Source organism: Geodermatophilus poikilotrophus, assembly GCF_900111455.1.
In the GTDB taxonomy this organism is placed as follows: Bacteria; Actinomycetota; Actinomycetes; order Mycobacteriales; family Geodermatophilaceae; genus Geodermatophilus; species Geodermatophilus poikilotrophus.
Genome location: NZ_FOIE01000008.1, coordinates 26,756 through 48,166 on the forward strand (window position 1 = coordinate 26,756; position 21,411 = coordinate 48,166).

Annotated in this window: 19 protein-coding genes; 6 read left to right on the plus strand and 13 right to left on the minus strand. The window is 74.3% G+C overall.

Annotation, left to right across the window (positions count from 1 at the left end; translation table 11 throughout):
* Window positions 1-104: 104 nt before the first annotated feature.
* Window positions 105-281 carry a hypothetical protein gene (locus tag BMW27_RS23505; protein ID WP_175486555.1) on the minus strand — a complete coding sequence of 59 codons (177 nt, stop codon included), beginning with the start codon at window positions 279-281 and terminating at the stop codon, window positions 105-107.
* A gap of 86 nt (window positions 282-367) precedes the next feature.
* On the opposite strand from BMW27_RS23505, the gene BMW27_RS17670 reads away from it, so the two are divergent.
* Entirely contained in the window at window positions 368-661 is a 294-nt protein-coding gene (locus BMW27_RS17670; protein ID WP_091446444.1) for a hypothetical protein, read from the plus strand.
* A gap of 50 nt (window positions 662-711) precedes the next feature.
* Here BMW27_RS17670 and BMW27_RS17675 read toward each other — a convergent pair whose 3' ends face one another.
* Entirely contained in the window at window positions 712-1,431 is a 720-nt protein-coding gene (locus BMW27_RS17675; RefSeq protein ID WP_091446446.1) for a GAF and ANTAR domain-containing protein, read from the minus strand.
* Between the two features lie 268 nt (window positions 1,432-1,699).
* Between BMW27_RS17675 and BMW27_RS17680 the strand changes: the two genes are divergently transcribed.
* Window positions 1,700-4,330 (plus strand): SpoIIE family protein phosphatase, encoded by a 2,631-nt coding sequence (locus tag BMW27_RS17680; RefSeq protein ID WP_091446448.1) that lies wholly within the window; start codon window positions 1,700-1,702, stop codon window positions 4,328-4,330.
* Between the two features lie 33 nt (window positions 4,331-4,363).
* Here BMW27_RS17680 and BMW27_RS17685 read toward each other — a convergent pair whose 3' ends face one another.
* The 4 genes from BMW27_RS17685 to BMW27_RS17700 form a co-directional block, all read right to left on the minus strand.
* Window positions 4,364-5,380 carry a sensor histidine kinase gene (locus tag BMW27_RS17685; protein ID WP_091446450.1) on the minus strand — a complete coding sequence of 339 codons (1,017 nt, stop codon included), beginning with the start codon at window positions 5,378-5,380 and terminating at the stop codon, window positions 4,364-4,366.
* Between the two features lie 534 nt (window positions 5,381-5,914).
* Window positions 5,915-7,072 (minus strand): acyl-CoA dehydrogenase family protein, encoded by a 1,158-nt coding sequence (locus BMW27_RS17690; RefSeq protein WP_091446453.1) that lies wholly within the window; start codon window positions 7,070-7,072, stop codon window positions 5,915-5,917.
* Window positions 7,073-7,097: 25 nt separating this feature from the next.
* Window positions 7,098-7,598, minus strand: a complete 501-nt coding sequence (gene purE / locus BMW27_RS17695) for a 5-(carboxyamino)imidazole ribonucleotide mutase (protein WP_245743688.1) — start codon at window positions 7,596-7,598, stop codon at window positions 7,098-7,100.
* Window positions 7,599-7,627: 29 nt separating this feature from the next.
* Window positions 7,628-8,833, minus strand: a complete 1,206-nt coding sequence (locus BMW27_RS17700; protein ID WP_091446455.1) for a 5-(carboxyamino)imidazole ribonucleotide synthase — start codon at window positions 8,831-8,833, stop codon at window positions 7,628-7,630.
* A gap of 78 nt (window positions 8,834-8,911) precedes the next feature.
* Between BMW27_RS17700 and BMW27_RS17705 the strand changes: the two genes are divergently transcribed.
* Window positions 8,912-9,403 carry a GtrA family protein gene (locus tag BMW27_RS17705; RefSeq protein WP_245743689.1) on the plus strand — a complete coding sequence of 164 codons (492 nt, stop codon included), beginning with the start codon at window positions 8,912-8,914 and terminating at the stop codon, window positions 9,401-9,403.
* A 4-nt stretch (window positions 9,404-9,407) separates the two neighbouring features.
* On the opposite strand, the gene BMW27_RS23510 is transcribed toward BMW27_RS17705, so the two are convergent.
* The 7 genes from BMW27_RS23510 to BMW27_RS17740 form a co-directional block, all read right to left on the minus strand.
* A complete protein-coding gene (locus BMW27_RS23510; RefSeq protein ID WP_091446460.1) occupies window positions 9,408-9,887 on the minus strand; it encodes a DUF6752 domain-containing protein in 480 nt (159 codons plus the stop codon).
* Window positions 9,887-11,476 carry a class I SAM-dependent methyltransferase gene (locus BMW27_RS17715; RefSeq protein WP_091446462.1) on the minus strand — a complete coding sequence of 530 codons (1,590 nt, stop codon included), beginning with the start codon at window positions 11,474-11,476 and terminating at the stop codon, window positions 9,887-9,889. The genes BMW27_RS23510 and BMW27_RS17715 overlap by 1 nt, the downstream gene beginning before the upstream one ends.
* 91 nt (window positions 11,477-11,567) lie before the next feature.
* Window positions 11,568-14,528, minus strand: coding sequence for an AAA family ATPase (locus tag BMW27_RS17720; protein WP_091446464.1), 2,961 nt, complete (start codon window positions 14,526-14,528; stop codon window positions 11,568-11,570).
* Window positions 14,525-15,676, minus strand: coding sequence for an exonuclease SbcCD subunit D (locus tag BMW27_RS17725; RefSeq protein WP_091446465.1), 1,152 nt, complete (start codon window positions 15,674-15,676; stop codon window positions 14,525-14,527). Before BMW27_RS17725 ends, BMW27_RS17720 begins: the two co-directional genes overlap by 4 nt.
* A gap of 74 nt (window positions 15,677-15,750) precedes the next feature.
* Window positions 15,751-17,160, minus strand: a complete 1,410-nt coding sequence (locus tag BMW27_RS17730; protein WP_281244774.1) for an acyltransferase family protein — start codon at window positions 17,158-17,160, stop codon at window positions 15,751-15,753.
* A 159-nt stretch (window positions 17,161-17,319) separates the two neighbouring features.
* Window positions 17,320-17,862: a PH domain-containing protein gene (locus BMW27_RS17735; protein ID WP_091446469.1), complete on the minus strand. Its 543-nt coding sequence runs from the start codon at window positions 17,860-17,862 to the stop codon at window positions 17,320-17,322.
* 31 nt (window positions 17,863-17,893) lie between these two features.
* A complete protein-coding gene (locus BMW27_RS17740; RefSeq protein WP_091446471.1) occupies window positions 17,894-18,733 on the minus strand; it encodes a biotin--[acetyl-CoA-carboxylase] ligase in 840 nt (279 codons plus the stop codon).
* A 90-nt stretch (window positions 18,734-18,823) separates the two neighbouring features.
* Between BMW27_RS17740 and BMW27_RS17745 the strand changes: the two genes are divergently transcribed.
* The 3 genes from BMW27_RS17745 to BMW27_RS17755 are packed head-to-tail and all read left to right on the plus strand — an operon-like array spanning window position 18,824 to window position 21,359.
* The gene (locus BMW27_RS17745; RefSeq protein WP_091446472.1) at window positions 18,824-20,449 is read left to right on the plus strand and encodes an acyl-CoA carboxylase subunit beta; all 1,626 of its coding nucleotides are present in this window, start codon (window positions 18,824-18,826) and stop codon (window positions 20,447-20,449) included.
* Entirely contained in the window at window positions 20,446-20,754 is a 309-nt protein-coding gene (locus tag BMW27_RS17750) for an acyl-CoA carboxylase subunit epsilon (RefSeq protein WP_245743690.1), read from the plus strand. Before BMW27_RS17745 ends, BMW27_RS17750 begins: the two co-directional genes overlap by 4 nt.
* Window positions 20,751-21,359: a Maf family protein gene (locus BMW27_RS17755; protein ID WP_091446475.1), complete on the plus strand. Its 609-nt coding sequence runs from the start codon at window positions 20,751-20,753 to the stop codon at window positions 21,357-21,359. Before BMW27_RS17750 ends, BMW27_RS17755 begins: the two co-directional genes overlap by 4 nt.
* The last annotated feature ends 52 nt before the right edge of the window (window positions 21,360-21,411 follow it).

Sequence of the window (21,411 nt, forward strand, 5' to 3'; positions counted from 1 at the left end):
CTCGTCGAGCCGTCACACACGTGTCACGTACGACGTGCCGGTCGGAGCCGTTCCGCGCCGCATTCCGGCGGGCGACTGACCAACGGGAGCCCCGTCCGGACGGCTCAGGTCATGGCCGACGACACCACGTGGCCCCCCGACGACCAGTCCTGGGGGCCGAAGCAGATCGCGCACCACCTCGACGTCAGCGAGCGGCACGTCCGCGACGTCCGGAACGAGGACGAGACGTTCCCGCCGGCCCGGATGGTCGGCACCAGGCCGCGCTGGAGCCCCGACGTCATCCGGCGCTGGGTAGCCGACGGCGGGGCGTCCGGGCCGTCGGCCCGTCCCGCCGGCCCGACCGGCCCGAAGCGGAGGGGGCCGGGGCGTGTCCAGGGAGCGGAAGCTGACGCGCCGTCGGGACGACGACCCGGTGCGCGTGTACGACGACGGCCGCATCGCGTACTGGACCGGCGGCGCCCCCGGGCTGGGGAGCCGCAAGATCCAGCGGTGCGGCAGCCGGGAAGCGGCCGAGCTGCGCGCGACGGAGCTGCGCAAGCAGCTGCTCCTCCACCGGCTGGCGCCGAAGGCGAACGCGACCCTCGACGACCTGATGTGGGCTGTCGCGATCCGGACGCCGACACGGCCGGCCGGTAGCCGCCCGCCGTGGCCCCAGACGTGATGTCGGCCCTGGACGTCGAGGTCAGTGTCCGTGGCGGCACGCCGTACGGTTCAGTCGCGACGGCGGTCGCTGCCGGGCACCGCACCGGTCTCGGCGAGCTCCCGCGCCACATCGACCAGCTTCCGGTTCAGCTCCTGCGACACCCGGGAGAGCACGCCGAACGCCTGGTCGGCGGTGAGGCGATGCTGCGCCATGAGGATGCCCTTCGCCTGCCCGATGAGGTCACGGTTGTCCATTCCGGCCCGAAGGTGGGTCTCGTGTTCGGCGCTGGCGAGCGCGACGGCGGCGTGCGCGGCCAGCATCTGGCCGATCTCCTGGCTCTCGTCGTCGAAGGCCCGCGGTTCGTGGGTGTAGAGGTTCATCGCGCCGAGCCGGTCGCCGGTGACGAACAGCCGGAAGCACAGCATGCTGCCGGCGCCCTGCTCCGACGCCTGCCGCGCGAACTCCGGCCAGCGGTCCTCAGCGGCGACGTCGTCGACCCGCACCACCTCGGCCTCCCAGACCGCGTCCAGGCACGGTCCCTGCCCGATGCGACTCTGCAGGGCGTCGAGCTCGCGGGGCAGGTCGCTCGTGGCGGCGCGCGGCTCGATCTTCGACCGGCCGATCACGTAGCTGATGCTGCACTCCTCGGCGTGCGGGACGACCCGGACCGCGCTGGTGGCGATGGCCTGGAGGGTGGCCTCGATGTCGCCGTGCTCGTCCTGCAGCTGCCGGGCCACCCGGCTCATCACCTCACCGAGCTGCAGGGTGGGATCGGCGGGGTCGGCCATGACTGGAACCTACTCGTATCGCGAGATGCCGGTCTGCCGGCGAAGCCGGCGACGTAGAGGCCGAGTGGAGACCGATGTGGGCGCCGGCTGTGATCGGGCTGCCCACGATGTGACGTGGGTGAGGAGCCGCGGCAGCGCATGGTGGCGCCCCGAGCAGTGCCAGTCAGGCACTGTCGGACCGCCGGGGCGCGATGATCAGCCCGGTATCCTCGACGTGCTCGTCGAAGCCACGGCGGCGGCCCGAGAGGTCCTGGAACCGGGGGGATGTGTGTCCGGCTCGCTGCCGTCGAGCACCGCGCTGCCGTCGAGCACCGCGCTGCCCCCGCGCCCGGATCCGGCGTTCGAGCGGTTCGCCCGGCTGGTGCGCCGGCAGCTGGACGTTCCGGTCGCGCTGGTCACGCTGGTGTCGGCCGACGAGCAGGTGTTCCCCGGTGCGGTGGGGCTCCCCGAGCCGTGGCAGACCACGCGCTGTACGCCTCTGAGTCACTCCTTCTGTCAGCACGTGGTCCGCTCGGCCGCACCGCTGGTCATCACCGATGCCCGCACCGAGCCGCTGGTCGCCGACAACCTGGCCATTCCCGACCTGCACGTCATCGCCTACGCCGGCGTGCCGATCACCGACGTCGACGGGACGGTCGTCGGCTCGCTGTGCGCGATCGACAGCCGACCGCGTACCTGGGCCGCCGACGACCTGGCCGCGCTGAGCGACCTGGCCGAGGCGTGCAGCTCGGAACTGCACCTGCGTCACGCCCAGAGGCAGGCGGGAGAGGCCGTCGCGCAGGCGGAGGAGGCCGTCGCGCAGGCGCGGACTCTGCTGGCCGAGCAGGAGGTCGACCGGTCCCGGCGGGCGCTGACGCTGAGCGCCGGGCAGGTGGGCACCTTCGACATGGACCTGGCCACCGGGGCGCTGACCGTCGACGACCGGCTGCTGGAGTTGTCGGGCATGGACCGGGCCGCCTTCGCCGGCCGCCCCGAGGACGTCTATGCGCATGTCCACCCCAACGACGTCACCGACGTCGTCGCCCGGGTCGAGCACGCCATCAGCACCGGCGGGACCTACGCCGCGGAGTACCGCATCGTGCTCGGCGACGGCGCGCACCGCTGGATCGCCGCCCGTGGTGAGGTGGTCGGCGGAACGGGCGGCGCGGCCAGGCGTCTGGTCGGTGTGGTGCACGACGTCACCGCACAGCGGGAGCCGCAGGAGCGGGCGGCGCAGATCGTCGACGAGATGGCGGTCGGGTTCATCGCGATGGACGCCGACTGGGTGATGACGCACGTCAACCGCGAGGCCGAGCGGATCGCCCGCTCCCCGCGCGCGGAGCTGCTCGGTCGCTCGCTGTGGGAGGCGTTCCCGGCGACGGTGGGCACCGTGTTCGAGGAGCGCTACCGGCGTGCCGCTGACACCGGGCAGCCGGTGTCCTTCGACGCCTACTACCCCGAGCCGCTGGACGTGTGGGTCGAGGTGCGCGCGGTCCCCCTCACGACGGGAGTGGCGCTGCACTTCGTGGACATCACCGCCCGCGCGCTGGCCGCCCAGCAGGCCGAGCGAGCCGTGGAGCGGGAGCGGCTGCTGTCGCGGATCACCGAGGAGCTGTCGGCGACGCTGGACGCCGACGAGGCCGCCCGCCGGCTGTCCCGGCTGGTCGTGCCCGGCATCGCCGACTGGTGCATCGTCACGCTCATCGACGACGAGGTGGCCGGCGGCGACCGCCGCGCGCTGCGGAACGTCACCTCCTGGCACCACGACCCGCAACTGCGCCCCGTGGTGGACGCCTACGCACAGCGCCGGCTGGGCGCCCTGCGTGATGACGCCCTGTTCGTCCGGGCGATGCGTACGGGACAGCCGCAGCTGTTGACCCAGGACGCCACGGCGCAGGGTGAGGCGATGATGCAGCCGGGTCCGCTGCGCGACCTGGTGCGGCAGTTGGCGCCGGAGTCGATCGCCGTGCTCCCGCTGCCCGGCCGCGACGGTCCGGTCGGGCTGCTCAGCCTGGTCACCGACGGCAACCGCGGTGTGTTTAGCGCCGAGGACCTGGTCGCCGCACGGCACATCGCCGCTCGCGCGGGGGTGGTGCTGGACAACGCCCGCCTGTTCCGGCAGCAGCGGGGCCTGGCCGAGGGGTTCCAGCGCTCCCTGCTCACCCCGCCGGCGGAACCCGACCACCTGCAGATCGCCGTCCGGTACGTGCCCGCCGGGCAGGCCGCGCAGGTGGGCGGGGACTGGTACGACGCGTTCATGCAGCCCGGCGGAGCAGCCCTGCTGGTCATCGGTGACGTCGCCGGCCACGACGTGGAAGCCGCCGCGGCGATGGGTCAGCTCCGCAGCATCGTGCGCACCGTCGGAGCGTTGGACCACGACGGGCCCGCGTCGGTGCTGCGCCAGGTGGAGCAGGTGATGCAGACCCTGCAGTCGCCCATCCTGGCGACCACCGTGGTGGCGCGTCTGGAACAGACCGAGGAGGAGAAGGCCGCCGGGCTGACCCGGATGCGCTGGTCGAACGCCGGGCATCCGCCGCCGATGGCGGTCACTCCCGATGGCACCGTCACCGTCCTCGCCGCCGAACGCGCCGACCTGCTGCTGGGAGTCGAGCCCACGGCACGCCGCCGCGAAGCCCAGGTGACACTGGGCTGGGACACCGTCGTTGTGCTGTACACCGACGGGCTCATCGAACGCCGCACCTCCGACCTCGACGCCGGAGTCGCCCGGCTGCAGGCCGTGCTGGCCGACCTCGCCGGCCGTGAGCTGGACGAGCTGTGCGACGAGCTGCTGGCCCGGATGCTGCCCGACGCACCTGACGACGACGTCGCCCTGGTCGCGGTGCGGCTGCATCCGCAGGACCGGCCGCGTCCGGCCGAGGCCGGCCCCAACCGGGTGCCGCCGGGCTTCCCGATCGACTGATCGGGCGTTCCGCACGGTGGATCGGCGGGATGCTCAGGTCCAGCCGGTGGTGAGGCGGACGCTGGAGCCGTGTGCATCGCGGCGCAACGCAACGTGGTCGCACAGCTGGCGGGCCAGCCACAGGCCCATGCCGCCGGCGGAGAGGTCCTCACCGTGTGCCGGCCCGTATCCGGCGAACGGGTCGGCCGGGCCGGGTCCGGCGTCGCGGATGGTGCAGACCAGCTTCCCGGGTGGGGTCCACAGCCGCAGGCCGACCGGCCGTCGGCCGTGCCGGGTGCCGTTGGACGTCATCTCGTCGACGGCGAGCAGGAAGTCCTCGATGAGGTCGGCGGGGCCATCGACAGCCGACAGCAGCCGGCGGACGGTGCGGCGCAGGGCGATGAAGTCGGTGATGTCCTCGGCGGCCAGCGCCGGCGGGGTGCGCTCCAACGGCTCATCGGGCACCGGCAGGCCGGCCAGGTAGGTCGCCGGGTCGACGAAGTCGGGGTTGGCCGCGCGGCCGGCGGCGGTGACCAGGTGGGGGTGGCTGCCGCGGGCGCCGGCGAGCACCGCGTCGGACAGGCGGCGGACGTCGAACACGCACAGCCCCCACAGCGGCGAGGCCGCGAACGCGTGGTTGATCACCGACTCGTACCGCTGCCACTCCACGCGGTCGGCGACGGTGACGCCGAAGTCGACCTCCCCGACCACGCGGACCCGCTGGCCGGGACTCGCCTGCTCGCTCAACCCCCGGAAGGTGGTGATCGCCGTCGGCGTCCGCGAGCGGTACAAGGCCTGCTGCTCCAGCACGAGGACGAGGGGATCGTTCCCGACCGCTTCGCGCAGCGCCTCGGTGGCCTGCGGGCCGGCTGCGATGACTGCGCCGTCGCCGGCGGCCAGCCCCTTGAGCAGGAACGGCGCGGCCACGGCAGCCAGCTCCTCGGCCGAGTCGTAGAACAGCGCATCGTGTCGGAAGCCTGACCGCGCGCACCCGTCTGGCGCGGTGCCGACCGGCCTGACGTGGCGTTCGGCGCCCCCCGTGGTCTCGAGGCCCAACGCGTTCCCCTCCATCGCGCCGCTCGTGCTCGTCGGAGGCGGCCGCTCTACGGTAGACGCCGTTCCGGATTCGGCCATCCCACGACAGCCACCACCCGACGACAGCCCGCGACTCCGTGGTCGCCCGGAGCGCCGGTCCGGCGCGGCGCCGGCATTGACCGGCACCTCGATGACCGGCTGCCGGCCGAGCAGCAGACCGGGCCGACGGCGTGCACGCGGTCAGCACTCGGATCTCCGGCGCCATCGCCCCAGGCACCGCGCTCGACCCCGACACCATCGCCGACACCTACTGGGACCTGCGCAACCGTCCCGCGGGCGAGTGGACCGACGAGATCATCGCCGGCGAGTGGACCCCCGGGGGAGGCCCGACGCAGCAGGGCGGCGGGCCTCCCACCTCTCGCGACACCGGCGACGGTGGTCTGCCGGTCCGGAGCATCGGACGGCGACCGATCGCCATCCGGTTGTCCGGGTCGTCGGGCTCGGGGATGGCACCGGCGTCCAGGAAGGGACCTGTCATGGCCGTGACCTGCGGGAACGTCGGTCGACGTCCTACTTCAGGAGACTCCGTGCGATCACCATGCGCTGGATCTGGTTGGTGCCCTCGTAGATCTGGGTGATCTTCGCGTCGCGCATCATCCGCTCGACCGGGAAGTCCTGCGTGTACCCCGCGCCGCCGAAGAGCTGGACGGCGTCGGTGGTGACCTGCATGGCGACGTCGGAGGCGAACGCCTTGGCCGAGGCCGAGACCCGGGTCACGTCGGGGCGGCCCTGCTCGCCGGCGGCCGCGGCGACGTAGACCAGGTGGCGGGCCGCCTCGATCCGCATCTCCATGTCGGCGAGCATGAACTGCACGCCCTGGAACTCCGCGACGGCCTTGCCGAACTGCTTCCGCTCCTTGACGTAGGCGACCGAGGCGTCGAGCGCGCCCTGCGCGATGCCGACGGCCTGCGCGCCGATGGTCGGCCGGGTGAAGTCCAGCGTCCGCAGGGCGGTCTTGAAGCCGGTGCCGGGCTCGCCGATGACCCGGTCGGCCGGGATGGTGCAGTCGGTGAGGTAGAGCTCGCAGGTGGGCGAGCCCTTGATGCCCATCTTGCGCTCCTTGGGGCCCACCGCGAAGCCGGGGTCGTCCCGGTGGACGGCGAAGGCGGAGATGCCGTTGGGGCCCTTGTCCGGGTCGGTCACCGCCATGACCGTGTACCACTCGGAGACGCCGGAGTTGGTGATCCAGGCCTTGGTGCCGTTGAGCACCCAGCTGTCGCCGTCGAGGCGGGCGCGGGTCCGCATCGCGGCGGCGTCGGAGCCGGCCCCCCGCTCGGAGAGGCCATAGCTGATCATCGCGTCGCCGGCGGCGATGGGCCGCAGCACCCGCTGCTTGAGGTCCTCGGACGCCGCCAGGATGACCGGCATCGAGCCGAGCTTGTTGACCGCGGGGATCAGCGAGGCGCTGGCGTCGACCCGGGCGACCTCCTCGATGACGATGCAGGTCGCGATCGCGTCGGCGCCCTCGCCGCCGTAGGCCTCGGGGATGTGGGTGGCGTGGAAGCCGGCCGCGGTGAGCGCCTTCTGCGCCTCGACCGGGAAGCGGGAGTCGGCGTCGACCTCGGCGGCGTAGGGGGCGATCTCCCGCTCCGCGATGTCGCGGACCGCCTCGCGGACAGCCTCGTGCTCCTCGGTCAGGGCGTACAGCCCCGCAGCGTTGTTACCCACGGGTAGATCGTAGGACGCCCTCGTATCAGGAGGAAGCAAGCCGCTCCTGCAGCGTGGCGTCCCGGGCGAGCACGGACTCCGCCAGGTCCGCCTGGAACCGCTCGACGGCTGCCCGCAGGTCCGGGTCGGCGGCGGCGAGGATGCGCACGGCCAGCAGTCCGGCGTTGCGGCCGCCGCCGATGGAGACCGTCGCGACCGGCACCCCGGCGGGCATCTGCACGATCGACAGCAGGCTGTCCAGCCCGTCGAGGCGGTCCAGCGGCCGGGGGACGCCGATCACCGGCAGCGGCGTGGCCGCGGCGACCATCCCGGGCAGGTGGGCCGCTCCCCCGGCACCGGCGATGACGACCCGCAGCCCCCGGCCGGCGGCGGTCTCGGCGTACTCGAGCATCCGGCGCGGCGTGCGGTGCGCGGAGACCACGTGGGCCTCGTACGGGACGCCGAACTCGGCCAGCGCGGCTGCGGCGGGCTCCATCACCGGCCAGTCGGAGTCGCTGCCCATGACGATGCCGACGAGCGGGTCCACGGCGCTCCTCCTCGGTGCTCGGGTCGGTCTCAGTGCCCGGTCGGGAAGGCGAACGCCGGGTCGACCTCGCTGTCGGCCAGGTAGCGGGCGGCCGCGGTGGCCCGGGCGCGGACCTCGTCGAGGTCGGTCCCCAGCGCCGTCACGTGGCCGAGCTTGCGCCCGGGGCGCTGCCCCTTGCCGTACCAGTGCAGCTTGACGTCGGGCCAGTGCGCCATGAGGTGGTGGACCCGTTCGTCGAGGGACGGGCCGGTCCAGCCCTCCTCGGTGGCGCGTCCGCCGAGCACGTTGGCCATCACCACGACCGGCGCGGCCATCGCGGTGGCTCCCAGCGGGTAGTCGAGGACGGCGCGCAGGTGCTGCTCGAACTGGCTCGTCCGCGAGCCCTCGATGGTCCAGTGCCCGGAGTTGTGCGGCCGCATCGCGAGCTCGTTGACCAGGACGCCGTCCGCCGTCTGAAACAGCTCGACGGCCATGACCCCGACGACGCCGACCCGGTCGGCCACCCGCACCGCGAGCTCCTGCGCGGCGGTGGCGGTGTCCTCGTCCAGCCCGGGCGCCGGCGCGAGCACCTCGGTGTTGATGCCGTCGCGCTGCACGGTCTCCACCACCGGCCAGACGGCGACCTGGCCGAAGGGCGAGCGGGCGACCAGCGCGGAGAGCTCCCGGACCATGGGGACCCGCTGCTCGGCCAGCAGCACGTCGTACCGGGTGAAGAGCTCGGCGACGTCGTCCGCACCCTCGACCACGAACACCCCGCGCCCGTCGTAGCCGCCCCGCGGCGTCTTGACGACCACCGGCCAGCCGTGCCGGTCACCGAACGCGGCGACCTCGTCGACGGAGGCGACCTCGGCCCAGACCGGCTGCGGCTCGCCGGCTGCGGCCAGCGCCCGGCGCAGCACCAGCTTGTCCTGCGCGTGCACCAGCGCGTCGGGTCCGGGTGCGACCCGGTGCCCGGCCGCCTCGAGGGCCCGCAGGTGCTCGGTGGGGACGTGCTCGTGGTCGAAGGTGACCACGGTGGCCCCGTCGGCGGCGGCGAGCAGGGCGTCGAGGTCGCGGTGGTCGCCGAGCCGCACGTCGGCGGCCACCAGCGCGGCCGACTCGTCCGGGCCGGTGGAGAGCACCCGCAGCGACTGGCCGAGCGCGATCGCCGCCTGGTGGGTCATCCGGGCGAGCTGGCCGCCACCGACCATCGCGACGACGGGCAGTGCGGTGCGCGGGTCGACGGGGGTGGCCACGGGTGCCCAGCGTAGAGGTGGACGCCGCCCGGCCTCGGGCCCGGCGGTCGGGCGGGGAGCCCCGTACAGTCGGCGGACGTGTCGCTCCTCGATGCCATGAGTCAGCGGGTCGGCACCACGTGGCGCCTCCTGCTCAAGGAGGTCGGCGCGTTCGGCGTCGTCGGCGGCGTCTGCTTCGTGATCGACCTCGCGCTGTTCCAGCTGCTCTACACCCAGACCGACGTGGGTGCCGTGGGGGCCAAGCTGATCGCGACCCTGGTCTCCATGACGGTGGCCTACCTCGGGCACCGGCACTGGTCGTTCTCGCACCGTGCCCGCACCGGGGTGCGCCGCGAGTACCTGCTGTTCGCCGTCATCAACGGGATCACCTTGCTGCAGGGGCTGGCCGTGGTGTGGCTCGTCCGCCACCCGCTCGGACAGGAGAGCGCGCTGGTGCTGCAGGTGGCCAACGTCGGCTCCATCGCGCTGGGCACGGTGATCCGCTTCCTGTCCTACCGCCGCTGGGTGTTCCCGTCCGCGGGGACAGCAGCCACGGCCCCCCTTCGGCCGCGCGAGGTGGCAGGACCCTGACCGGTCACTCCTCCGTGGTCGCGGGGGTCGTGGTCGCGGGGGTCGTGGTCGCGGGGGTCGTGGTCGCGGGGGTCGTGGTCGCGGGGGTCGTGGTCGCGGGGGTCGTGGTCGCGGGGGTCGCCACGAGCCGGTCGAACACCAGGTCGGTCATCTGAGCGACGCGCAGGGACAGGCGCCGGGACTCCGCCAGTCCCGCGTCGAGCTCCGCCACCCCGGCGTCGAGGTGGTCCAGGCGGCCGAACAGCCGAGCGATGGCGTCGTCGGCGAGCCCTCCACGGCGGCGGGCGTCCTCGAGGTCCGCGCGCAGCGACGCACTGCCCTCGCCCACCAGGGCGGTCAGCTGGTCGGTCCGGCTGCGCAGCTCCTCGAGCTCGACGCGTACCTGCGCCACCTCGGCGGAGAGGGTCCGCACGAGTTGCAGCGCCTCGAACGTCCGGGGCATGGCGCGGCGCAACGCCGCCCCGGCCACCCTGCGGTACTGCATCAGACGGCCCCGATGCGCATCCGCGCCACCCAGGGGTCCTCGTCGCCGTAAGGGGCCAGGCCCCGCCCCTCCACGAGCTCAAGGACCTTGAGCTCGCGCTCCTTGGCCTCGAGCGCGACGTGTTCCGGGTCGAGGTAGCGGCGGAAGTGCTCGCCGAAGACGTGCTGTTCACGCTCATCGCGCGACGTCCGGAACTCGAACCAGCACTCACCTCCGCGGCGGGCGACGGCACCGGCCAGCGTCCAGAGATTGCTCCGGGCCTGGTCGTCGATGGCGTGGATGAGGAACCGCGCGTACAGGTGCCAGTCGACGTGCGGGTCCAGACCAGCGGCCAGTTCGGCGACCTGGTGCAGGTCGGCCAGGTTGACGACCTCGAAGTCGGCGGCCCAGCCCTCGCGTCGCGCCAGGTCACGCCCGCGGTCGATCGCCGCCGAGGAGTAGTCCACCGCCAGGACCCGTCGACCGCTCCTCGCGAAGAACCGCGCGTCACGCGCCGTACCGGTCCCCACGTCCACGATCCCCGCCGTCTCGGGCAGCCGCTGCGTGACCCACGAGGCGAAACCGGACTCCGCCGGCGGCACGCGGTCGACGTCCGCGCTCCCGTAGAAGTCCTCCCAGTAGTCACGCTGCATGCCGAACTCTCCGATCCAAGTACTCAGCCGAGACCGCACGGGGTACGGCGTGGTGAAGGTGAAGGACGGATCCGGCGTCCTCCAGCCCGGGCCGTAGGTGGCCGCCAGGAGCGCCTCCACGTCGGCCGGGGCCGGGTAGGGACGCCCGCGGATGGTGACCTCCGAGCGCCCGCGGAGATCCAGGTGGTCCGCTCCGACCTGGAAGCACAGATAGGTCCGCTCGCCGGTGACGAAGGCCGTGAAGATGTCGATGTAGTGGTCGAACCCCGCGTCGTCACCGCCGAACACCAGTTGCAGGTGCCCGCCGCTGTGCCGGGTGATCTCGTGGCCCCGCGCCCGCAGGGCCCGTTCCAGCTCCAGGTTCTCCCGGACGACGTCGGCCGGGTTCTCGTGCGCCGAGAGGTAGGCCAGGTCGGCGTCGTCGTCGTGCGGGATCAGGTCGCCGTCCCGCCTGGCACCGAGCAGTGTGCCGTAACACACGAAGGGGCTGAGTCCCAGGTCCTCGAGATCAGCGCGCACCCGGTCCAGGCGAGCGAGCAACCGGTCCTGGAGTGCCTGTGCACCCGACGGCGTCAACCCGTCGAAGCTGGGGGCCAGCCGTCCCCACTTGTTGACCGACAGCCAGCGTCCTTGGGCGTCGGTGAGGTCCAGCGGGTCGGTCGAGTCCCCGAAGGCGGCGCTGCCGCTGGCGAGCACGCGTTTGGTCGCGGCGTCCCGGACGGTCAGCTCCGCACGCCCGGAGAGCACCCGGGCGAGCGCGTCCGGCCACTCCCAGGTGGAGGACCGCTCGTCCACCCGCGCCGCAGCGTCCGCCCGGAGGGACACCGTCCGGAAACCCTGGATCACCACGTCGACGACGTCGGGGAAGGCGCCTGGTCGCCCGAGGTCCACGGTGAGGGTGGACCGGTCAGCGCTCAGGCGGGACGAGTCGGCCTCAGGCACCGGCGAGGAGGACATCGACTCACTGTAGGTCGCCGGATCGACACGCAAGCGGCAGCCGAGGAGGACGGGACAGGTGGGGCGGCTGCTCCGCGCCCGTGCTGCTCGCTCAACCGGCCAGGCGGGACCCGTGCCGGCCCGCGACGACCTCCAGCCGGGTGGGGATGCGGGTGCGCAGCTCCTCCAGGTGGCTGATGACGCCGACCGTCCGGCCACCCCGGCGCAGCTCGTCGAGCACGTTCATCACCGCGTCGAGGGCCAGCGCGTCGAGTGTGCCGAACCCCTCGTCGACGAACAGCGTGTCCATCTGGATGCCGCCGGCCTCGGCGGTGACGACGTCGGCCAGCCCGAGGGCGAGCGCCAGCGACGCCATGAAGCTCTCCCCGCCGGAGAGCGTCTTGGTCGGACGCCGGGTCCCGGTGTACTCGTCGAAGACGTCCAGGCCCAGGCCGCCGCGGGCCCCGTGCCGGGCCTGCGCGTCGCTGTGCAGGAACGTGTAGCGGCCGCCCGACATCTCCTGCAGGCGCCGGCTGGCGACCTCGGCGACCTGCTCGAGCCGGGCGGCCAGCACGAACGACTGCAGGCGCATCCGCAGCGTGTTGGCGCCGCGGCCGTTGACCAGGTCGGCCAGACCCGCGACCCGCCCGGCCCAGGCGCGGCGCTCGGCGAGTTCCACCTCCGCGGAGACCACCTCGCCGGCCAGCGCGTCCAGCGCGGTCGAGCAGCGCCGGGCCTGCTCGAGGGCGGCGACCGCCTCTTCCCGGCGGGCGGTCAGCTCTGCGCAGCGGCGCTGCAGGGCCGGGACGTCGGGCCGCGCGGGGAGGTCGGTGAGCTCCGGGTCGGCCAGGGTGGCGGCGGCGACCGACCGGGCTTCGTCGTGCTGCCGCAAGCGCTGCTCGAGGCGGGCCAGCTCCCCCGCGTCCAGCAGCGCGTCCGCGGCGTCGACGAGGTCGGCGAAACCGGCGGCGGTGGCGCGGCCTGCGGCGGTCAGCCGTGCGGTGTCGGCGGCGGCCCGGGCGCGCAGGTCCTCGGCCCCGGCGGACAGCACGGTCTCGCAGCGTTCCGCGGCAAGGGTCAGCCGCCGGACCCGGGTCGGCAGGTCGGCGTCCTCCCCGCGGGCTGCGTCGAGCCGCGCGGTGAGCTCGGTGAGCGCCTGCGCCCGGCCGTCCCGCTCGGCGGTGCGCCGCTGCAGCTCCTCCCGGTCGGCGGCCAGTGCGGCCGCCGCGGCGTCCCGTCCGGCCTCCCGGGCGGCCAGCTCCCGGCGGGCGGCCTCGATCCGTCCGGCGAGCGCGGCGACCTCGTCGCGCTCGGTCCGGGCCTGCCCGGCCCGCGCGGCCAGCTCGGCCTGCGACGACTCCCCGGCCCGCTCACGGAGGACGGCGAGCTCCCGCTCGCGCTCCTCGACGACGCGGCGGGTCGAGGTGGTGCGCTCCTCGGCGGCGTCGACGACCGCCCTCGCCCGCTCCTCGTCGTCGGCGGCGACGCGCGGGCCGGTGTGCTCGGCCGGCCGCGGGTGCTCGGTGGCGCCGCAGACGGGGCAGTCGGCGCCGGGCGCGAGGCCCGCCGCGAGCTCGGCGGCCATGCCGTCGAGGCGTGCCGCGCGCACCTCGACGAGGGCCTCGCGGGCGTCGACCCACGCGGTGCGGGCGGCCGCCGCGGTCTCCCGGGCGGCGGCCAGGTGGGCGGTGACCTGCTCGGCACGGGTGGCAGCGTCCAGCGCGGAGCGAGCGGCGTCGGCGGCCGCGGTGAGGCCCGGCAGCCGCGCGGCGGCGGCCGAGGCGGCGTCGAGCCGGCGCTGCGCCTCGGCGACGCGGTCGGGCCAGCCCGCCACCGCCCGCGCGCCCTCCTCGCAGCGCGCGGTGAGCGACTCGACGTCGCGGCCCAGCCGGGCGAGCTCGCGGGCCAGCCCGGCCGCGCGGTCCGCCTCGGGCGCCAGCGCGCGGGCCGCGGCGGCCTCGTCGCGCAGTGCACGGGCCTGCAGCGCGTCGGCGTCGCGGCCGTCGGCGACCTCGGCCCAGGCGGCGCGCGCAGCCTCCAGGGCGGTGGCGGCGGCCTCGGCGGCCAGCGCGGTGCGACCGGCGGACTCCAGGACGTCGCGCAGCGCCTCTGCCCGGCGTCCGGCACCCGCGCGAGCCCGCAGCGGGGCCAGCTGCTCCTCCTCTGCGGTGAGCTCGGCCAGCTCCTGGCGGGCGCGGTCGCGCCGGGCGTGCCGGTCGGCCAGCCCGCGCGCCTCGGCCAGCTCGCCGTCCAGGCGGGCGCTCCCGGTGGCGGCCGCGTCGGCCGCCGCGGTGGCGGAGGCGAGGTCCCCGGCGGCCCGGGTGCGCACGGCGGCGACCCAGGCGTTCACCGACGCGCCGGGTCGGGCGCCGACCAGCTCGGGCGCCAGCTCCTCGGGCACCGCGACGTCGGCGGCGTGGGCGACCCGGTCGAGCAGCCGTCCCAGCCGCTCCCGATCGGTGCGCAGCATCTCCTCGGCGGCACGGCGTTCGCCGGCCAGCCAGTCCTCCGCCCGCGCGAAGCGGCCCACGTCGAAGAGGGTGCGCAGCAGCCTGGCGCGGTCCTCCGGCTCGGCGCGCAGGAAGCGGGCGAAGTCCCCCTGCGGCAGCAGCACGACCTGGCAGAACTGCTCGGCGGACAGGCCCAGCCGCACCTGCAGGTACTCCGAGCCCTCGTCGATGCGGGTGCTCACCGGCTCCCACGCGGCGCCGTCCCACCGCTGCAAGGTGAGCCTGGCCTGCTCGGTCGTCTCGCCGGTGCCGCGCTTCTTCGGCCGGGTCTGCTCCGGCCGGCGGGCGACCAGCAGCCGTTCCCCGGCGAGGGTCAGCTCGCAGGAGACCTCGGTGCGGGTGGCGGCGTCGGCGTGGTCGCTGCGCAGCCGCTTCTCCTCGCCGCGCGCCCCCGGGACGGTGCCGTACAGCGCGTAGACGACGGCGTCGAGCAGCGTCGTCTTGCCGGCGCCGGTGGGACCCCACAGCAGGAACAGCCCGTCGCGGGCGACGGCGTCGACGTCGACGGTCTCGGTCCCGGCGAACGGCCCGAACGCGGTGATCGACAGGGAGTGCAGCCTCACCGGGTCAGCTCCTCGCGGCCCGCGGCGCCCAGCGCCCGGACCAGCAGCTCGCGCTCGGCGTCGCTCATCGCGATCCCGTTGCGGACGTGGGTGACGAACTCGCCGGCCACCTCGAGGTCGCTGCGGCCGCGCAGCCGCTCCTGGTAGCTGCGCCCGTCTCCCCCGCCGGTGCCGCCGGTCCACTCCAGGTGCACGCAGTGCGGGAAGCGGGTCTGCAGCTGCCGCATCGGGTCCGGCGGGCGCACGTCGTCGGTCAGCCGCGCCGAGACGAAGTGCTCCTCGACGCCCGTATGCGCCGGGTCGGCGAGCAGGTCGTCCAGCGTGCCGGTGAGCACGGTCAGCGGACGCGGGGTGGGCAGCGGCAGCGGGCGCACGCCGGCCAGCCCGGTGGCGTCCAGGTCGACCAGCCAGACCTGCTTCTCCTGCCGGGCCTCACCGAAGGAGTACGCGAGGGGCGAGCCGCTGTAGCGCAGCCGCGGGGTGATCGTCTGCGGCCGGTGCAGGTGGCCCAGCGCCACGTAGTCGACCCCGTCGAAGACCGCGGCCGGCACCAGGTCCACGCCACCGACGCAGATGTCCCGCTCGCTCTCGCTGGGCACCCCGCCGCCGACGAAGGCGTGGGCCAGCACCACCGACCGCACGCCGGGACGCAGGAACAGGTCGCGACGCACCCGCTCCATCGCCTCGGCCAGCACCGCCTCGTGCGAGCGGGCGCCCGGCACCCCCAGCTCGTGCCGGGCGAGCTCCGGCTCGAGGTAGGGCAGCCCGTAGACGGCGACCTCGCCGTGCTCGTCGCGCAGCAGGACCGGCTCGTCGAGCCCGGCGGTCGCGGCGCGCACGTGCAGGCCGGCCGCCGACAGCAGGCCGGAGAAGGTGCCCAGGCGACGCGCGGAGTCGTGGTTGCCCGGCGTCAGGACGACGGCCGCCCCGGCCCGCAGCAGCCGGCCGACCACCCGGTCGAGGACCCCTGACGCGTCGGCGGAGGGCACCGCGCGGTCGTAGACGTCACCGGCGACGACCACGACGTCGACCGACTCGGCGACGACGACGTCGGCCAGCCCGGAGAGCACCGACTCCTGCTCACGCAGCAGGTCGGCGCCGTGCAGGGAGCGGCCGATGTGCCAGTCGGAGGTGTGCAGCAGCCGCATGGGCGCAGAAGGTAGGTCGGGGTACCGACAGAACTGCCCAGCCACGCCGGGTCGGTCCGGTCACACCCCGTGGGTCACTGGGCCGACGGGGCCCCGACCGGCGCGGGCGTCGGCGCCTCGCCGGCGGCCACCCGGCGGGCGAGGGGGGCGGCCGGGTGCTCCCCCGGCAGCGGACGCCGCACCGGGCCGAGACGGTCCAGGGTCAGCCGGGAGGTCGACGCCTCGACGGTCGGACGCGGCCGGGGCAGGGGCGTCTCCGCGTGGCGGGGCAGGCTGCTCCGCGAGGCACTCCGCCCCCGCCGGGCCGCGGCGCGCTCGAGCAGGGACAGCGCCCGGCGCCGACCGGGCTCCTCGACGCCGTGGTGCAGGGCGGCGGCGAGGGCCAGGGAGCCGAGGACCACCAGCGGCACGGCGAGGGCGATGGCCGGGGTGACCGTCCCGCGGCGGGACTCGTCCTGCCAGAACGAGGTCACCACGACGTCCATGACGACGAAGTGGACGAGGTAGAGGCAGTAGGACACCCGCCCCCCGTACAGCAGCGGGCCGGTGGCCAGCACACGCGCCGGGCCCCGGTCGCTCAGCGTCAGCCCGACGATGAGCAGGGGGTAGAGGATCGTGGCGACACCGGCGAAGTCGCCGGGGGTCAGGCTCTCCCGCCACTGCGCCCAGAAGGTGATGAGGACGACGCCGGTGATCGAGGTCACCGACAGGACCAGGCCGAACTGCTCGGAGCGCCGGCTCGGGACGACGTCGCGGATGGCCAGGCAGGCGAGGATCCCGGCGGCGAAGCAGCAGGTGATGCGCATGACCCAGCTCGTGGCCACGTCGGGGAGCCCGTTGACGTAGGCGTTGAAGAACAGGGGCGACATGGCGAGGCAGCTCAGGGCCAGGAGGACGACGGGGGCCAGCCGGCGCAGCGGCCAGAGCAGCAGGGCCAGGAACGGGAAGGCGAGGTAGGCGAGCCACTCGGCGCTGATCGACCACCCGGGCGGGTTGAAGCTCTGGCCGGTGAGGGTCTCCGCGCCCCACATCTGGGTCATCGTGAGCTGGCTGCCGAGCTGCAGCACGGTGGCGTCCGGGTGCGGCGCCACGACGTCCACGTCCCACCCGAGCTCCCCGATGACGAGCAGCCACAGGAAGGCGATGACCGTGACGGTCGCATAGGCGGGCCAGACCCGGGCGAGGCGGTTGTAGACGAAGCGCAACGCCGCGCCGGTGCGCCAGCGCGAACCCATCGTCTGCAGGTAGCTGCGCGCGATCACGAACCCGCTGAGGACGAAGAACAGCTCCACGCCCGTCCAGCCCGCCTCGAGCACCGGACGCAGGAAGGAGACTTGGTCCACGTAGGCCGCCGACAGCCAGGTGACGTGGTAGAGGACCACCCACGTGGCCGCGACCGCACGCAAGCCCGTGAGCGCCTTGATCTCACCCCGGGGCGGAGTGCCCCGGTCACGGCCCGCGGCCTGACGGAGTGATGCCGACACTGATGCCCCCAGTCAACGTGAAGGACCGGTCCTCTGGCCCTGTCGATGACGCTAGCGGGGTTGATCAGTGACGTTGAGTCATGGCGCTCCAGACTCTCAGCAGGCGCCTCGACAGATGCTGCCAAGTCGGGTCCGCTCTCGTCACACCCGTCCCGGTCGTCACACCCACTGCCACGGCACGCCGTGACGGTCGCCGTCCTCCCGGGCGCGCCGGTCGGCGTCCTCCTCCACCAGCGCGACGAGCAGCTGCTGGACGCCGTCGCTGTCGGGGATCCGCTCGAGCACGGTGGTCCCGCCGTCACCCTCGGACTCGATGGTGAGCGTGCCGGAGCGGACCAGCCGCTGGCCCAGCGACTGCCGGAAGGAGACCTCGGCGATCCGCGACAGCGCGATGTCGCGGCCCCGGCGGGCGAGGACGCCCTCGCGCAGCAGCACGCGGCGGGTGGTGACCACGTAGTGCGTGGTGCGCCAGCGCAGCACCGGCCGCAGGACGGCGACGACGAGGAGCACCAGCGCGAGCCCCGCGAGGAGCGTGCGCACCGTGCCCTGGGCCGGACCGGAGGGCACCAGTGCCGCGCCGAAGGAGGTGCCGCCCACCACCGACAGCAGGACGAGGACAGGTCTGGCGAGGGTCAGCCAGTGCGGGTGGAGGTGCCGGACGACCTCTTCGTCCTCGGCGAGCAGCTTGTCGGGGTAGGCCACGCATCCAGGATGACGGAGGGTGAGCCTCCGATCACGCCTCTCCCCGTGGTGCGCGCACGTGTCGCACGTCGCCGCTGGCCAGCTCCGCGACGCCCTCCGCCGTCCGGACGACGAGCCGCCCGTCCCAGTCGACCGACTCGGCGACCCCCTCGAGGGTGGAGCCGTCGGGCAGCGTGACGACGACGTCGGCCCCGACCGTGGAGGACCAGGCGAGGTAGTCGCGCGCCAGCCCGCTGGACACCGGGTCGCCGAGGGTCCGCACCCACGAGAGGTAGCGGCGCTCGAAGCCGCGGAGGAACTGCAGCAGCACCGCCGCACGGTCGACCGGGCGCCCGGCCGCCAGCGCCAGGGACGTGCCGGTCTCGGGCAGCTCGTCGGCGCGGGTGGAGACGTTGAGGCCCACGCCCACCACCACCGCCCCGTTGCCCGCCTCGGCGAGGATGCCGGCCAGCTTGGCGCCACCGGCGGCGAGCAGGTCGTTGGGCCACTTGAGCGAGGCGTGCACCCCGGGGACCTCGCCCACGGCCTCCGCCAGCGCGACGCCGGTGAGCAGCGGCAGCCACCCCCGGCGGGCGCTCGGCACGTCGGGGCGCAGCAGGAACGAGACGGTGATGCCCGCGCCCGGCGGGGAGGCCCAGACCCGGTCCAGCCGCCCCCGGCCGGTCACCTGGTGCTCGGCCGCGAGGACCGTCCCCTCCGGGGCGTCCTCGGCCGCGGCCGCGAGGAGCGCGGCGTTCGTCGAGCCGATCTCGGGTACCACCTCCAGCGAGCGCCACAGCGCGCTCCCGGCGGTCAGCGCAGCGGCCAGCGACCGGCCGTCGAGCGGGGCCCGGGTGGGGTCGGAGGAGGCGGACGGCGGCGTGTCGGGCACTCTTCTACGCTACGGAACCCGTGGGCGAGGAACTCACAGCCGGGCACGGGAGCGCGTCCACGCGCCCGACGAGCGCAGCGAGGAGAGCACGTGAGCGCGGCAGAACTGGAGAGCGTCGGGGACCCCGTCCCCGGCGACGTCGACATCCACACGACCGCCGGCAAGCTGGCGGACTTCGAGCGTCGCGTGCAGGAGGCCACCCACGCGGGCTCCCAGCGCGCCGTGGAGAAGCAGCACGCCGCGGGCAAGATGACCGCCCGCGAGCGGATCGAGGCGCTGCTGGACGCGGGGTCGTTTACCGAGCTCGACGAGTTCGCCCGCCACCGCTCGACCACCTTCGGCATGGAGTCCAAGCGGCCCTTCGGGGACGGCGTCGTCACCGGCTATGGGACCGTCGACGGCCGCCCGGTCTGCGTCTTCTCCCAGGACGTCACCGTCTTCGGCGGCAGCCTCGGCGAGGTCTACGGCGAGAAGATCGTCAAGGTCCTCGACCTGGCCATCCGCAACGGCTGCCCCATCATCGGCATCAACGAGGGCGGCGGCGCACGCATCCAGGAGGGCGTGGTGGCCCTCGGCCTCTACGCCGAGATCTTCCGGCGCAACGTGCACGCCTCCGGCGTCATCCCGCAGATCTCGCTGGTGATGGGCGCCGCGGCCGGCGGGCACGTCTACTCCCCCGCGCTCACCGACTTCGTCGTCATGGTCGACCAGACCAGCCAGATGTTCATCACCGGCCCCGACGTCGTGAAGACCGTGACCGGCGAGGACGTCACGCTCGAGGAGCTCGGCGGCGCCCGCACGCACAACACCAAGTCCGGCGTCGCGCACTACCTCGCCGAGGACGAGGCCGACGCCCTGGACTACGTCAAGGCGCTGCTGTCGTACCTGCCGAGCAACAACCTCGACCCGCTGCCGGCCCTCGAGGTCGCCCCGGCCGACACCACGCCCGACGGCGTGACCGACGAGGACCGCGAGCTCGACACCTTCGTCCCCGACTCGGCCAACAGCCCCTACGACATGCACACCGTCATCGAGCACGTGCTCGACGACGGCGAGTTCCTCGAGGTACAGCCGCTGTTCGCGCCGAACATCGTCGTCGGCTTCGGCCGGGTCGAGGGACGGCCGGTCGGGGTCGTGGCCAACCAGCCCACCCAGCTCGCCGGCACGCTGGACATCGACGCCAGCGAGAAGGCGGCCCGGTTCGTGCGCACCTGCGACGCCTTCAACGTCCCGGTGCTGACCTTCGTCGACGTCCCCGGGTTCCTGCCCGGCACCTCCCAGGAGTGGGAGGGGATCATCCGCCGCGGCGCGAAACTGATCTACGCCTACGCCGAGGCCACCGTCCCGAAGATCACCGTGATCACCCGCAAGGCCTACGGCGGCGCCTACGACGTCATGGGCTCCAAGCACCTCGGCGCCGACCTGAACCTCGCCTGGCCGACCTCGCAGATCGCCGTCATGGGTGCGCAGGGCGCGGTGAACATCCTCTACCGGCGCGAGCTCGCCGACGCCGAGGACCCCGACGCCCGCCGCGCCGAGCTGATCACCGAGTACGAGGACGCGCTGCTGTCGCCGTACATCGCGGCCGACCGCGGGTACGTCGACCAGGTGATCCGCCCGTCGAAGACCCGCATCGAGGTCACCAAGGGGCTGCGGCTGCTGGCCAACAAGCGGCAGACGCTCCCGCCCAAGAAGCACGGGAACATCCCGCTGTGACACCGCCGTCCTCCGGACGGCACCGCGGCCAGGTGCCGTCCCCGGCCACCGCGGAGCCCACCCCGGCCCTCGTCGCGGAGGCCTCCGGCCCCCACTCCTCGGACCGACCGCTCCTGCGGGTGGTCCAGGGCGAGCCCACCGCCGAGGAGCTCGCCGCCCTCACCGTCGTCGTCGCCGCGCTGTCCCAGCGGCGCCCCCGTCGCCGGCCCACCCCGGTGGGTGCCTGGTCGTCGTTCGGGGACGCGCACCGGCGTCCGCTGCACCCGGGACCGGGCGGCTGGCGCGCCTCCGGGAGGTACGCATGAGCGTGGACCGCAGGCTGGTGCTGGCCTCGGCGTCCCCGGCCCGCCTGGCCCTGATGCGCCAGGCCGGGCTGACGCCCGAGGTCGTCGTGAGCCACGTCGACGAGTCCACCGTCCGGGCCGCGCGGGTCGGCGAGCAGGTCGCCCTGCTGGCCGCCGCCAAGGCCAAGGCGGTCGCCGAGCAGCAGACCGACGCGCTGGTCGTGGGCGCGGACTCGCTGCTCGAGTTCCGCGGGCAGCCGCTGGGCAAGCCCGCCGACCTGCCCGACGCCCGCGACCGCTGGCAGCGGATGAGCGGCCGGAGCGGCGTGCTGCACACCGGCCAGGCGCTCTTCGACGTCCAGGGCGGCCAGGTGGTCAGCCGGGACGTCGCCGTCGTCTCCACCGTCGTGCACTTCGCCAGCCCCACGCCACGGGAGATCGAGGCCTACCTCGCGACCGGCGAGCCGCTGGCGGTGGCCGGCGCCTTCACCCTCGACGGGCTGGGCGCGCCGTTCGTCCGGCGGGTCGAGGGCGACCCGGCGGCGGTCGTCGGCCTGTCGCTGGCCACGCTGCGCGCCCAGCTCGCCAAGCGCGGGCTGGCGATCACCGACCTCTGGCGGCGCTGAGCCTGCGCTCGCCCGCCCCACCCGCTGTGGATGCAGCACGAACCCGAGGGAG

Coding starts and splice junctions, on each gene's coding strand:
- BMW27_RS23505 (WP_175486555.1), bottom strand. CDS start 281: ATGACGTCGGGGCTCCAGCGCGGCCTGGTGCCGACCATCCGGGCCGGC.
- BMW27_RS17675 (WP_091446446.1), bottom strand. CDS start 1,431: ATGGCCGACCCCGCCGATCCCACCCTGCAGCTCGGTGAGGTGATGAGC.
- BMW27_RS17685 (WP_091446450.1), bottom strand. CDS start 5,380: ATGGAGGGGAACGCGTTGGGCCTCGAGACCACGGGGGGCGCCGAACGC.
- BMW27_RS23510 (WP_091446460.1), bottom strand. CDS start 9,887: ATGCAGTACCGCAGGGTGGCCGGGGCGGCGTTGCGCCGCGCCATGCCC.
- BMW27_RS17715 (WP_091446462.1), bottom strand. CDS start 11,476: ATGTCCTCCTCGCCGGTGCCTGAGGCCGACTCGTCCCGCCTGAGCGCT.
- BMW27_RS17725 (WP_091446465.1), bottom strand. CDS start 15,676: ATGCGGCTGCTGCACACCTCCGACTGGCACATCGGCCGCTCCCTGCAC.
- BMW27_RS17755 (WP_091446475.1), top strand. CDS start 20,751: ATGAGCGTGGACCGCAGGCTGGTGCTGGCCTCGGCGTCCCCGGCCCGC.